General features: G+C 63.1%; 11 protein-coding genes and 1 tRNA gene. 1 reads left to right on the top strand and 11 read right to left on the bottom strand.

Features of this window, described 5'->3' with window-relative positions:
• A partial coding sequence (locus tag H0523_RS29775) for a serine/threonine-protein kinase (protein ID WP_257225182.1) occupies window positions 1-973 on the bottom strand: 973 nt, incomplete at its 3' end.
• A 75-nt stretch (window positions 974-1,048) separates the two neighbouring features.
• Between H0523_RS29775 and H0523_RS29770 the strand changes: the two genes are divergently transcribed.
• On the top strand, window positions 1,049-1,444 hold the full coding sequence (locus H0523_RS29770; RefSeq protein ID WP_054435550.1) for a TssQ family T6SS-associated lipoprotein: 396 nt from the start codon (window positions 1,049-1,051) through the stop codon (window positions 1,442-1,444).
• 113 nt (window positions 1,445-1,557) lie between these two features.
• On the opposite strand, the gene rpoC is transcribed toward H0523_RS29770, so the two are convergent.
• The 10 genes from rpoC to H0523_RS29720 all read right to left on the bottom strand — a co-directional run.
• Window positions 1,558-5,802: a DNA-directed RNA polymerase subunit beta' gene (gene rpoC / locus H0523_RS29765; RefSeq protein WP_006392084.1), complete on the bottom strand. Its 4,245-nt coding sequence runs from the start codon at window positions 5,800-5,802 to the stop codon at window positions 1,558-1,560.
• A complete protein-coding gene (rpoB, locus tag H0523_RS29760; RefSeq protein WP_054435548.1) occupies window positions 5,802-9,914 on the bottom strand; it encodes a DNA-directed RNA polymerase subunit beta in 4,113 nt (1,370 codons plus the stop codon). The genes rpoC and rpoB overlap by 1 nt, the downstream gene beginning before the upstream one ends.
• Window positions 9,915-10,077: 163 nt before the next feature.
• A complete protein-coding gene (rplL, locus tag H0523_RS29755; protein WP_035359782.1) occupies window positions 10,078-10,458 on the bottom strand; it encodes a 50S ribosomal protein L7/L12 in 381 nt (126 codons plus the stop codon).
• A gap of 81 nt (window positions 10,459-10,539) precedes the next feature.
• The gene (gene rplJ, locus H0523_RS29750) at window positions 10,540-11,064 is read right to left on the bottom strand and encodes a 50S ribosomal protein L10 (protein WP_006392087.1); all 525 of its coding nucleotides are present in this window, start codon (window positions 11,062-11,064) and stop codon (window positions 10,540-10,542) included.
• Window positions 11,065-11,334: 270 nt separating this feature from the next.
• Window positions 11,335-12,036 carry a 50S ribosomal protein L1 gene (rplA, locus tag H0523_RS29745; protein WP_006392088.1) on the bottom strand — a complete coding sequence of 234 codons (702 nt, stop codon included), beginning with the start codon at window positions 12,034-12,036 and terminating at the stop codon, window positions 11,335-11,337.
• Between the two features lie 2 nt (window positions 12,037-12,038).
• A complete protein-coding gene (gene rplK, locus H0523_RS29740; protein WP_006389587.1) occupies window positions 12,039-12,470 on the bottom strand; it encodes a 50S ribosomal protein L11 in 432 nt (143 codons plus the stop codon).
• 61 nt (window positions 12,471-12,531) lie between these two features.
• A complete protein-coding gene (nusG, locus tag H0523_RS29735) occupies window positions 12,532-13,065 on the bottom strand; it encodes a transcription termination/antitermination protein NusG (RefSeq protein WP_006389586.1) in 534 nt (177 codons plus the stop codon).
• Between the two features lie 9 nt (window positions 13,066-13,074).
• Window positions 13,075-13,455, bottom strand: coding sequence for a preprotein translocase subunit SecE (secE, locus tag H0523_RS29730; RefSeq protein WP_006389585.1), 381 nt, complete (start codon window positions 13,453-13,455; stop codon window positions 13,075-13,077).
• A gap of 64 nt (window positions 13,456-13,519) precedes the next feature.
• Window positions 13,520-13,595, bottom strand: a tRNA-Trp gene (locus H0523_RS29725).
• Between the two features lie 164 nt (window positions 13,596-13,759).
• A partial coding sequence (locus H0523_RS29720; RefSeq protein WP_128829795.1) for an EF-Tu C-terminal domain-related protein occupies window positions 13,760-13,870 on the bottom strand: 111 nt, incomplete at its 5' end.

The following is a 13,870-nucleotide window of genomic DNA, read 5'->3' as shown; positions in this document are numbered from 1 at the left end:
CGGGCGCCGCCGACAGCGGTGGCGCCGGTTCGGTGGCGGGCGGCGCGGGACTGGCGGCGGGTGGCGCAACGGGCGCGGCCGGCGGATTCGGCTGCACCACTTCGGAACGGGTGATCAGGGCGTTGCCCGTGCCGAGCCCCGAACGGATCCAGGCGTAGGCGCCGGCGCCGATCAGCGCCACCAGCAACAGCAGAAGCAGCAGCGGCCGACCCCCGCCGCCGCGCGGCTTGGCGGCCTCTGCCGCCGGCGCGGCGGGCGCGGCCGTCACCTTGGCCGGGGTCGCTTCCGGCGCGGCGGGCGACTCATCCACATAGACCGCGATATCGAGCAGCGCGGCCAGTTCGCCCAGGGTCTGCGGCCGGTCGGCCGGCAGCATGGCCAGGCCATGATCGATCGCGGTCAGGAACGCCGGGCTGTATTTCGTCAGGCCCAGCGACGCCAGGGGTTCGTAACTGTCTGTCGCGCGGCGCTCCGGCGCCGGCGGCGGACGCAGCCCGATCACCAGCGCGTGCATCACCGCACAGAGCGCGTAGACGTCGGTCCAGGGGCCGCGCGGCCATTCGGCCGAATCCGTGTAGAGCTCGAACGGGGCAAACCCCGGCAAGGGTGTCAGCCCGGAACGGCGCGACCGGGGCACCGCCAGCTCCGGCAACAGGTGCGCGCGCGCGCCTTCATCCATGCCCACCGTATCCAGCGAGATGTCGCCGCATATTTCGCCTTGCGCATGCAGGCTCATCAGCGAAGGCAGCAGATCCGACAACAACCGTTTGATGCGGGTTTCCGGCACCCCGCCCGCCGCGCTGGCGGCGATGGCGCTCAAAGGACGCAGCGCGAGCGGCGCGGCGCCTGAAAAAGGGCTGCGCGGCGTGTGCAGGCCGGCGGGTGAGGACATGTTCAACATACTGCGCAAGGGGCGCGAAAACGGGTTAAGGGCGGATAGGCGGATATTATCCAATCCGTTACGCAAGGACATTGCCGAAGATGTCGGAGCGCATCAGGCTGTGGCACGATAGCGTATCGCCAAATTCCCCCCACCTAGATGAAACCCATGAAAATTCGCCTGCTCGGCAGTTTGCTCGGATTATCGTTCGCCCTGGCCGGCTGCTCCGGCCTGCCGGTCACCCAGCCCGACCATCCGCCCACGCCCGAGGCGCTGGAGCAGTTGCAGCAGGTTCGTGACCAATATAGCGCCGGGCACTACGGCGAGGTCATCCGCCGGGTGGCCAGATCCGATGAGCTGGCCGGCTCCAGCAAGGCCGTGCGCATCGAGGCCTACAAGCTGCAGGCGTTCAGCTACTGCGTCAGCAAGTACCCGCAACTCTGCGAAGACAGCTTCAGCCGCATCCTGCAGCTGGACCCCGCCTTCGAACTGGCGCCGAACGAAGCCGGCCACCCGGTCTGGGGCCCGGTGTTCCAGCGCGCCAAGAGCCAGGTGGCCAAGTAGGCGCCAGCGCCCCCGTCGCGCAGACAAAAAAAGGCCGCTGATTCGCATCAGCGGCCTTTTTGTTTCTGGCCTCCCCCGCCGGACCTGCGCGGGGGGTGCACCGGACGTCGCCCTTATTCGGCGGCGTCCTCGCTGCCCAGGTCGGACGACGGGGCATCGGCGTCCGAGCCCACCGTGACCGGCGAGTCTTCGAACGGGTTGGCCAGCTGGCGGGCGGCTTCGCGTTCCGCGGCCTCCAGGGCTTCCTTGTCCTTGCGGGCATGGTGGTACGCCAGGCCGGTACCGGCCGGGATCAGGCGGCCGACGATGACGTTTTCCTTCAGGCCACGCAGGTCGTCGCGCTTGCCCATGATGGCGGCTTCGGTCAGGACACGCGTGGTTTCCTGGAACGAGGCGGCCGAGATGAACGAGTCGGTCGACAGCGAGGCCTTGGTGATACCCAGCAGCACGTTTTCGTACGAAGCCGGACGCTTGTCTTCAGCGTTGACGCGGTCGTTCTCGTTCAACAGCTCGGAGCGCTCGACCTGCTCGCCCGGGATGAACTCGGTATCGCCCGCATCGACGATGTTCACACGGCGCAGCATCTGACGAACAATCACTTCGATGTGCTTGTCGTTGATCTTCACGCCCTGCAGACGGTACACGTCCTGCACTTCGTCGACGATGTAGGTCGCCAGCTTCTCGATGCCCTGCAGGCGCAGGATGTCGTGGGGATCGGCCGGGCCGTCCACGATCATTTCGCCCTTGTTCACCACTTGGCCGTCGTGCACCAGCACCTGCTTTTCCTTCGGAATCAGGAACTCGTGGCTGACGCCTTCCAGGTCGGTGATGACCAGGCGCTGCTTGCCCTTGGTGTCCTTGCCGAACGAGACCGTGCCGGTGACGTCGGCGAGCATGCCGGCATCCTTGGGCGAACGGGCTTCGAACAGCTCGGCCACGCGCGGCAGACCGCCGGTAATGTCGCGGGTCTTTTGCGATTCCTGCGGAATACGCGCCAGCACTTCACCCACGGCAACCTGCTGGCCGTCACGCACGGTGATCAGCGCGCCGACCGGGAACGAGATGTTCACCGAGTGATCGGTGCCGGCGATCTTGACGTCTTCGCCGTTCTCGTTGGCCAGCTTGATCTGCGGACGCATGACGATCTTGCCGCCACGGGTCTTGGGCGTGATGACGACGAGCGTCGACAGGCCGGTGACTTCGTCCACCTGCTTGGCCACGGTCACGCCTTCTTCGATGTTCTCGAAGCGGACGGCGCCGCCGTATTCCGACACGATCGGACGGGTCAGCGGATCCCACGTCGCCAGGCGCGCGCCGGCCTTCACGGCCTCGCCATCGCCCACCAGCACGGTCGCGCCGTACGGGATCTTGTGGCGTTCGCGTTCGCGGCCGTTGTCGTCGAAGATCGCCAGTTCGCCCGAGCGCGAAATCGCGACGCGTTCGCCCTTGGCGTTGGTGACGTAGCGCATGGTGCTGGCAAAGCCGACCACGCCGCTGGACTTGGTTTCCACCGCGCTGGCCAGGGCCGAACGCGACGCCGCGCCACCGATGTGGAACGTACGCATCGTCAGCTGCGTGCCCGGTTCACCGATGGACTGGGCCGCGATGACGCCAACCGCTTCGCCCTGGTTGACCGGCGAGCCGCGGCCGAGGTCACGGCCGTAGCAGTGCGCGCACAGGCCATGGCGCGTTTCGCACGTCAGCGGCGTGCGGACCTTGACTTCGTCCACGCCGATGCGGTCGATCATGTCGACCATGTCTTCGTCCAGCAGGGTGCCGGCGGTGATCGCCGTTTCCTGCGTGTCCGGATTGACGATGTCGATGGCAGCCACGCGGCCCAGGATGCGGTCGCGCAGCGGCTCGATGACTTCGCCGCCTTCCACCAGGGCCTTCATGTTGTAGCCCTGCGAGGTGCCGCAATCGTCCTCGGTGATCACCAGGTCTTGCGTCACGTCGACCAGACGACGGGTCAGGTAACCCGAGTTCGCCGTCTTCAGTGCCGTGTCGGCCAGACCCTTACGCGCGCCGTGAGTCGAGATGAAGTACTGAAGCACGTTCAGGCCTTCACGGAAGTTCGCGGTAATGGGCGTCTCGATGATCGAGCCGTCCGGCTTGGCCATCAGGCCGCGCATGCCGGCCAGCTGGCGGATCTGGGCGGCCGAACCGCGGGCGCCCGAGTCAGCCATCATGTAGATGGAGTTGAACGATTCCTGGCGCACTTCCTCGCCGTGGCGGTTGACCACGGGTTCGGTTGCCAGCTGTTCCATCATCGCCTTGCCGACCTTGTCGCCGGCCTTGCCCCAGATGTCCACCACGTTGTTGTAGCGTTCCTGGGACGTGACCAGACCCGACGAGTACTGCTTGTCGATTTCCTTCACTTCGCGGCTGGCTTCGGCCAGGATGCCTTCCTTGGCCGACGGGATCAGCATGTCGCCCATGGCGATCGAGATACCGCCGCGGGTGGCCAGGCGGAAGCCCGACTGCATCAGCTTGTCGGCGAAGATCACCGTGTCGCGCAGGCCGCAACGGCGGAACGACTGGTTGATCAGGCGCGAGATTTCCTTCTTCTTCAGCGCCTTGTTCAGGACGGTGAAGGGCAGGCCCTTGGGCAGGATCTCGGACAGCAGCGCGCGGCCGACGGTGGTTTCGTGGCGGCGGATCACCGGCTGCCATTCACCCGCTTCGTCGCGCTCGTGTTCCTTCAGGCGCACGGTGATGCGCGTCTGCAGTTCCACTTCGCCGTTGTCGTAGGCGCGTTGCACTTCGGCGACGTCGGTGAAGAAGATGCCTTCGCCCTTGCCGTTGATGCGCTCGCGCGTCGTGTAGTACAGACCCAGCACGATATCCTGGGACGGCACGATCGACGGTTCGCCGTTGGCCGGGAACAGCACGTTGTTCGAAGCCAGCATCAGCGTGCGCGCTTCGAGCTGGGCTTCCAGCGACAGCGGCACGTGGACGGCCATCTGGTCACCGTCGAAGTCGGCGTTGAACGCCGCGCAGACCAGCGGGTGCAGCTGGATGGCCTTGCCTTCGATCAGCACCGGCTCGAACGCCTGGATGCCCAGACGGTGCAGCGTGGGCGCACGGTTCAGCATGACCGGGTGTTCGCGGATGACTTCTTCCAGGATGTCCCAGACCACCGGTTCCTGGCTTTCCACCAGTTTCTTGGCGGCCTTGATGGTCGTGGCCAGGCCCATCATCTCCAGGCGATTGAAGATGAACGGCTTGAACAGTTCCAGGGCCATCAGCTTGGGCAGGCCGCACTGGTGCAGCTTGAGCTGCGGACCCACCACGATGACCGAACGGCCCGAGTAGTCGACGCGCTTGCCCAGCAGGTTCTGACGGAAACGACCGCTCTTGCCCTTGATCATGTCGGCCAGGGACTTGAGCTGACGCTTGTTGGCGCCGGTCATGGCCTTGCCGCGGCGACCGTTGTCCAGCAGCGAGTCGACGGCTTCCTGCAGCATGCGCTTTTCGTTGCGCAGGATGATTTCAGGGGCCTTCAGCTCCAGCAGGCGCTTCAGACGGTTGTTGCGGTTGATGACGCGGCGGTACAGGTCGTTCAGGTCGGAGGTCGCGAAGCGGCCGCCGTCCAGCGGCACCAGCGGACGCAGGTCCGGCGGCAGCACGGGCAGCACTTCCATGACCATCCACTCGGCCTTGATGCCGGACTTCTGGAAGCCTTCCAGCACCTTCAGGCGCTTGGAGATCTTCTTGATCTTGGCTTCCGAGCTGGTGGCCTTCAGTTCGCCGCGCAGCGTTTCCACTTCGCGGTCGATGTCGATGGTGCGCAGCAGTTCGCGCACGGCTTCGGCGCCCATCAGGGCACGGAAGTCGTCGCCGTACTCTTCGGTCTTGGCGAGGAAATCGTCATCCGACATGATCTGGCCGCGCTTGAGCGGCGTCATGCCGGGTTCGATCACGCACCAGGCTTCGAAGTACAGGACGCGTTCGATGTCGCGCAGGGTCATGTCGAGCACCATGCCCAGACGCGACGGCAGGCTCTTCAGGAACCAGATGTGCGCGACGGGGCTGGCCAGCTCGATGTGGCCCATGCGTTCACGGCGAACCTTGGCAACGGTGACTTCAACGCCGCACTTCTCGCAGATCACGCCACGGTGCTTCAGGCGCTTGTACTTGCCGCACAGGCACTCGTAGTCCTTGATCGGGCCGAAGATCTTGGAGCAGAACAGACCGTCGCGTTCAGGCTTGAACGTGCGGTAGTTGATGGTCTCGGGCTTGCGAACTTCGCCGTAGGACCACGAACGGATCTTCTCGGGCGAGGCGATGCCGATCTTGATGGCATCGAATTGCTCGTCTTGCGAGACTTGCTTAAAGAGGTCGAGTAGCGCTTTCATTAGTTACGCTCCAAATCCATGTCCAGGGCCAACGAGCGGATTTCCTTGACCAGCACGTTGAACGATTCCGGCATGCCGGCATCGATGACGTGATCGCCCTTGACGATGTTTTCGTATACCTTGGTGCGGCCGGTGATGTCGTCGGACTTCACCGTCAGCATTTCCTGCAGGGTGTAGGCGGCGCCGTATGCTTCCAGCGCCCACACTTCCATTTCCCCGAAACGCTGGCCACCGAACTGCGCCTTGCCGCCCAGCGGCTGCTGGGTCACAAGCGAGTACGGACCGGTCGAACGGGCGTGCATCTTGTCGTCGACCAAGTGGTGCAGCTTCAGGTAGTGCATGTAGCCGACGGTGACCGGGCGCTCGAACTTCTCGCCGGTGCGGCCGTCGTACAGCCACGCCTGCGTGCGCGAGGGCGTCAGCGCCATGCGCTTGGCGACTTCGTCCGGATAGGCCAGTTCCAGCATCTTGGTGATTTCCTCTTCGGTCGCGCCGTCGAAGACGGGCGTCGCGAACGGCACGCCGTTCTTGAGGTTCTGGGCCATTTCCATGACTTCTTCGTCGGTCAGCTCGTCGATGCGCGCGCCGGTGCCGGTCGTGTTGTAGACCTTGTCCAGGTAAGCACGGACGTTCTTGACCTGCGCGGTGCGCTCGTCGCGCAGCATGTCGGCGATGCGGTGACCCACGCCCTTGGCAGCCCAGCCCAAGTGCACTTCCAGCACCTGACCCACGTTCATCCGCGAGGGCACGCCCAGCGGGTTCAGAACGATGTCGGCCGGCGTGCCGTCAGCCATGTGCGGCATGTCTTCCACCGGGGTGATGCGCGAGACCACGCCCTTGTTGCCGTGACGGCCTGCCATCTTGTCGCCAGGCTGCAGACGACGCTTCACGGCCAGGTAGACCTTGATCATCTTCAGCACGCCCGGGGGCAGCTCGTCGCCCTGCGTCAGCTTCTTGCGCTTCTCTTCGAAGGCCAGGTCGAACTGGTGACGCTTCTGCTCGAGCGATTCCTTGGCCTGCTCCAGCACCACGGCGTGGGGCTCGTCGGCCAGGCGGATGTCGAACCACTGCCAGCGATCCACGTCGGCCAGGTAGGCCTTGGTGATCGTCGCGCCCTTGGCCAGCTTGCGCGGGCCGCCGTTGACGGTCTTGTTGACCAGCATCTTCTCGATACGGTCGAACTGGTCGTTTTCAACGATGCGCAGCTGGTCGTTCAGGTCCTGGCGATAGCGGCGCAGTTCATCGTCGATGATGGACTGGGCGCGCTTGTCGCGCACGATGCCTTCACGCGTGAACACCTGCACGTCGATCACGGTGCCGGTCATCCCCGAGGGCACGCGCAGCGAGGTGTCCTTAACGTCGGACGCCTTTTCACCGAAGATGGCGCGCAGCAGCTTTTCTTCCGGCGTCAGCTGGGTCTCGCCCTTGGGCGTGACCTTGCCGACCAGCACGTCGTCGGCGCTGACTTCGGCGCCGATGTAGGTGATGCCGGAATCGTCCAGGCGGTTCAGTTGCGTCTCAGCCAGGTTGCTGATGTCGCGCGTGATTTCTTCCGGACCGAGCTTGGTGTCGCGGGCAACGACCGTCAGTTCCTCGATGTGCACCGAGGTGTAGCGGTCATCGGCAACAACCTTTTCGGAGATCAGGATCGAGTCTTCGAAGTTGTAGCCGTTCCAGGGCATGAACGCGATCAGCATGTTCTGGCCCAGGGCGAGTTCGCCCAGGTCCGTCGACGCGCCGTCGGCCAGCACGTCACCCTTGGCGACCTTGTCGCCACGCTTGACGATGGGACGCTGGTTGATGTTCGTGTTCTGGTTGGAACGCGTGTACTTGATCAGGTTGTAGATATCGACGCCGACTTCGCCGGCGACGTTTTCTTCGTCGTTCACGCGGATCACCACGCGCTCGGCGTCGACGTGGTCGACCAGGCCGCCACGCAGCGCCTGCACGGTGGTGCCCGAGTCAACGGCCACGGTGCGCTCGATACCCGTACCCACGACCGGCTTTTCCGGACGCAGGCAAGGCACGGCCTGACGTTGCATGTTGGCGCCCATCAGCGCGCGGTTCGCGTCGTCGTGCTCCAGGAACGGAATCAGCGAGGCGGCGACCGACACGATCTGCGACGGGGCAACGTCCATGTAGTGCACGTTGGCCGGCGAGGTCAACATCGTTTCGCCCGCTTCACGGCAAGCAACCAGGTCGTCGACAAAGGCGCCCTGCTCGTCCAGCGCGGCGTTGGCCTGCGCAATGACGTAGTGGCTTTCTTCGATGGCCGACAGGTAATCGATCTGCTCGCTGACGCGGCCGTCGATGATCTTGCGGTAAGGCGTTTCCAGGAAGCCGTACTCGTTCAGGCGAGCGTACAGCGCCATGGAGTTGATCAGACCGATGTTCGGGCCTTCCGGCGTTTCGATCGGGCAGACGCGGCCATAGTGGGTCGGGTGCACGTCACGGACTTCGAAGCCGGCGCGCTCGCGGGTCAGACCGCCCGGGCCCAGTGCGGAAACACGACGCTTGTGCGTGATTTCCGACAGCGGGTTGGTCTGGTCCATGAACTGCGACAGCTGGCTCGAACCGAAGAACTCCTTGATGGCGGCCGAAATCGGCTTGGAGTTGATCAGGTCGTGCGGCATCAGGTTTTCGGTCTCGGCCTGGCCCAGACGTTCCTTGACGGCGCGTTCGACACGCACGAGGCCGGCGCGGAACTGGTTCTCGGCCAGTTCGCCGACGCAACGCACGCGGCGGTTGCCCAGGTGATCGATGTCGTCGATCTGGCCACGGCCGTTACGCAGCTCGACCAGCACCTTGATGGTTTCAAGGATGTCTTCGTTGGTCAGCGTCATCGGGCCGGTGATGTCTTCACCACGGCCCAGACGGCTGTTGACCTTCATGCGGCCGACGCGCGACAGATCGTACGTTTCTTCGCTGTAGAACAGACGCTGGAACAGCGCTTCCACCGCTTCTTCGGTAGGCGGTTCGCCAGGACGCATCATGCGGTAGATGGCAACGCGCGCGGCCATCTGGTCGGCGGTTTCATCGGTGCGCAGCGTCTGCGAGATGTACGGGCCGCGATCCAGGTCGTTCGTGTAGAGCGTCTGGATGTCGTGCACGTTGGCGGCGCGCAGGGCGCCCAGCACGCTTTCGGTGATCTCGTCGTTGGCGTTGGCGATGACTTCGCCGGTATCGGCGTCAACGATGTTCTTGGCCAGCACGCGGCCGTACAGGAAGTCTTCCGGCACGGAGATGCGCTGGATGCCGCCGGCAGCCAGGTCGCGCAGATGCTTGGCGTTGATACGCTTGTCTTTTTCGACGATGACCTTGCCGGAGCGGTCCGCGATGTCGAAACGGGCCATTTCGCCCTTCCAACGCTCGGGCACGAACTCCATCATGCCGCCTTCGCTCTTCAGTTCGAAGTTGTCGAAGTCGAAGAAGTTGGCCAGGATCGATTCCGGCGTCATGCCGATCGCCTTGCACAGGATCGTCACGGGCATCTTGCGGCGACGGTCGACGCGGAAGAACAGGACGTCCTTGGGGTCGAATTCGAAGTCCAGCCACGAACCGCGGTAGGGAATCACGCGGGCCGAGAACAGGAGCTTGCCGGAGCTGTGCGTCTTGCCGCGGTCGTGCTCGAAGAACACGCCAGGCGAGCGGTGCAGCTGCGAGACGATGACACGCTCGGTGCCGTTGATGACGAACGAACCGGTGCCGGTCATGAGCGGAATTTCGCCCATGTAGACTTCCTGTTCCTTCACTTCCTTGACGGTGGGCTTGCTGACTTCGCGGTCAAGCAGCACCAGGCGGACCTTGGCTCGCAGGGGCGAGGCATAGGTCAGGCCACGTTGCTGACATTCCTTGACATCGAACACCGGTTCGCCGAGCACATAGCTCACGAACTCCAAGCGCGCCATACCGTTGTGACTAACGATCGGGAAAATCGACGAAAACGCCGCCTGCAAACCGTCGGCTACGCGATCGGACGGGGCGGTATCCGCCTGCAGGAAAGTTAGGTAGGATTGAAGCTGAGTCGCCAAAAGGAAGGGAACGTTTTGAACGTCTTCACGCTTGGCGAAGCTTTTGCGGATGCGCTTTTTTTCGGTGTACGAGTAAGGCATGAGCACTCCGACTCGAGGTTGCATGGGCCGTCAACCACGGCCCCAGGTGATACGACTCCAGGAAACCCCTCTGGAAAGGGCATGACCCCAGCAGGGGTTTCCTGGAAACGCAAAAGCCCGGGGACGGCAAATTGCGCTGTCCCCGGGCAAGTTGACGCAGGTCTTACTTGACTTCGACCTTGGCGCCAGCTTCTTCCAGCTTCTTCTTGGCGGCTTCGGCGTCAGCCTTGGCCACAGCTTCCTTGACGGGCTTCGGAGCGCCGTCGACCAGGTCCTTGGCTTCCTTCAGACCCAGACCGGTCAGCTCGCGCACGGCCTTGATGACGGACACCTTGTTGGCGCCGGCTTCAGCCAGGATCACGGTGAACTCGGTTTGCTCTTCAGCAGCGGCGGCAGCGCCACCAGCGGCGGGAGCAGCGACAGCGACAGCGGCGGCAGCAGCCGACACGCCGAACTTCTCTTCCATTTCCTTGATCAGCTCGGACAGCTCGAGCACGGTCATGCCAGCGATGGCGTCAAGGATTTCAGCTTTGTTAAGTGCCATTTTTCAGAACTCCAAAAATTTTGGTAATGCCAGGGTTTGGGTGTCGCTCGGTCGTTCAGCGAATTCCGTGAAGGGCGGGGATTAAGCCGCGGCCTTCTGGTCGCGCACGGCGGCGAGGCCACGGGCGAACTTGGTCGGAACTTCGTTGAGCGTACGCACGAATTGCGCGATGGGGGCTTGCATGGTGCCCAGCAGTTTCGACAGCAACTCTTCGCGCGAGGGCATGGTGGCCAGAGCCTTCACGCCGTCTTGGTTCAGCAGGCTGTTGGGCAGAGCGCCCGCCTTGATGACCAGCTTGTCGTTGCTTTTCGCGAAACCTGCGAGGACCTTGGCCGCCGAAACCGGATCAGTGCTGATGCCATAGATCAGCGGACCGGTCAGTTGCTCAGCCAACGGCTCGAAAGCCGTGCCGGCAACAGCACGACGGGCCAGCGAGTTCTTCAGAACACGCAGATACACGCCCGATTCACGCGCAGTTTTGCGCAGTACGGTGACAGAGGCGACGTCCAGACCACGGTACTCGGCGATAACAATCGATTGCGCCTTGGCCACTTCGGCCGAGACTTCCTCGATTACCACCGCTTTCTCTTGACGATTGAGACTCACGGTTTGAACACTCCATCAAAAGACGCTTGGGGCCGAAGCCTTGCGCGTCAACCGAATGCGGCGCCTGGTCGAGTTCTTCAGATAAAGAAATCTTCCTGGGGACGCCGTCTACGCTGGATCCGAACTGTGCGAGCTTCGGGATTAAGCGGGGCAGCGGGGGTACTGCTTCCAGCGGAAGGAGAACCTTCGCGCCGACCTGCTCCAGCGGTCTTTGACAGCAGCATCCGGAGGAATCCGGATGCGGCCCAAAGTACGTTTACAGCTGTTGGCTTAGTTGGAAGCCGACAGCGAGGCAATTTCCACGCGCGCACCGCCGCCCATCGTGGACGAAACGGCCAGCTTGCGCAGGTAAATGCCCTTGGCAGCGGCGGGACGAGCCTTTTGCAGGGCGTCGACCAGAGCGGCCAGGTTGGTTTGCAGCTGTTCCACGCCGAACGACGCGCGGCCGATCGTTGCGTGGATGATGCCGGCCTTGTCGGTGCGGTACTGAACCTGACCGGCCTTGGCGTTCTTGACGGCGGTGGCGACGTCGGGGGTCACGGTGCCGACCTTCGGGTTCGGCATCAGGCCACGCGGGCCCAGGATCTGACCCAGGGCGCCGACGACACGCATCGTGTCGGGCGAGGCGATGACCACGTCGAAGTCCATTTGACCGGCCTTGATCTGGTCAGCCAGGTCGTCCAGGCCGACGATGTCGGCGCCAGCGGCCTTGGCGGCCTCGGCCTTGTCGCCTTGGGCGAACACGGCGACGCGGACCGACTTGCCGGTACCGGCGGGCAGCACGACCGAACCGCGGACCAGTTGGTCCGACTTCTTCGGGTCGATGCCCAGCTGCACGGCCACGTCAATCGATTCGTTGAACTTGGCGACAGCGGTTTCCTTGACCAGGGTCAGGGCTTCGGCGACCGGGTACAGCTTGGTGCGGTCGATCTTTTGCGCAATGGCGGCGGCGCGCTTGCTCAGTTTTGCCATGATTAGATCCCCTCAACCGTGATGCCCATGCTGCGGGCGCTGCCAGCGATCGTGCGGACGGCGGCGTCCAGATCAGCGGCGGTCAGATCGGGGCCCTTGGCCTTGGCGATTTCTTCAGCTTGCGCGCGGGTCAGCGTGCCGACCTTGTCGGTATGCGGCTTGGACGAACCCTTTTGCACGCCGGCGGCCTTCTTGATGAGGACCGTCGCGGGCGGGGTCTTCATGATGAAGGTGAAGCTCTTGTCGGCGAAAGCGGTGATCACCACCGGAATCGGCAGACCAGGCTCCATGCCTTGGGTCTTGGCGTTGAACGCCTTGCAGAATTCCATGATGTTCAGGCCACGCTGACCCAGGGCCGGGCCAATCGGGGGGGAGGGGTTAGCCTTACCAGCCGGCACTTGCAGCTTGATAAAGCCGACGATCTTCTTCGCCATGCTTTGCTCCTTGCGGGTTATATCGCCCTAGCGCGCGGCCAGGGCTCCCCGGGGGTTGAAATCAGGTCTTTTCGACCTGGCTGAAATCCAGTTCGACGGGGGTGGCACGACCGAAGATCGTGACAGACACGCGAACCTTGCTCTTTTCGTAGTTGACTTCTTCGACGTTGCCGTTGAAGTCCGCAAACGGACCTTCCTTGACCCGAACCATCTCGCCCACTTCGAACAGGATCTTGGGGCGGGGTTTCTCGACGCCCTCTTCCATCTGGGAGAGGATCTTTTCGACTTCCTTTTCGGAAATCGGGGTCGGACGATTACCCGAGCCACCCAAAAAGCCGGTGACGCGGTTGGTGTTCTTGACCAGGTGCCACGTTTCGTCGGTCAGGTCCATTTCGACCAGGACGTAACCGGGGAAAATGCGGCGCTCGGTGATCGACTTCTGGCCACCCTTGACCTCGACGACTTCCTCGGAGGGCACAAGAATGCGGCCGAAAGACGTTTGCAGGCCCGCGCGCTCGATGCGCTCGTTCAGGGCCTTGTGTACGCTTTTTTCCATGCCGGAGTACACATGGACGACATACCAACGCTTACTCATTCGCCGTCCTTATTTCCAGCCCAACAGCAGGCCGTAGAGAATCCATTCGATGCCCTTGTCGAGCACCCACATGAAAATGCCCATGACCGCCACGAACGCGAAAACGATGCCCGTCATCTGGGTCGTTTCCTTGCGGGTGGGCCACGAGACACGCTTGACTTCGTTGTAGGACTCGCTGGCGAAGCTCAACGTGCGACGACCCGGTTCGCTGAACCAGGCGATCACGGCCGCGATCACGAGGCCGCCGACAAAGACGCCGATACGAGCAGGCATCGGTTGTGCGCTGAGCACGGAAAACCCGACGATGCCAGCAATAACGACAAGAACCGCCAGCCCGAGCTTGACCCGGTCGGCGGTACTGGTTACGGTTTCTACGCTGGTATTAGACATATTGCGACGCGAGCCGCCGTGAATGCGTAACTCGCGATGATCTCCCGCGGGTTTATCCTGGCGGTGGCAGGGGCAGTAGGAATCGAACCTACAACCTTCGGTTTTGGAGACCGACGCTCTGCCAATTGAGCTATGCCCCTAAAACACTCACATTCGCACTCACGTGCACTGCACTTTCATCGTTCCGCTTCATTTTCCAAGCCACTACCAAGTGTAGCGGCTTGCGGAACCATACATCATACTACTTTTACAGCAAAGATGGATAGAGGGGCTTGAGAGCCCACTCTACCCATCCGGGTATTGCTTACTTCAGGATCTTGGCGACGACGCCGGCGCCGACGGTACGACCGCCTTCACGGATGGCGAAACGCAGACCTTCTTCCATGGCGATCGGGGCCAGCAGCTTGACGGTCAT

It is taken from the genome of Achromobacter insuavis (assembly GCF_902859645.1).
Classification (GTDB): Bacteria; Pseudomonadota; Gammaproteobacteria; order Burkholderiales; family Burkholderiaceae_B; genus Achromobacter; species Achromobacter insuavis.
The sequence above is the reverse complement of the archived record's forward strand: the minus strand, read 5'-3'. Positions and strand labels throughout refer to the sequence as shown.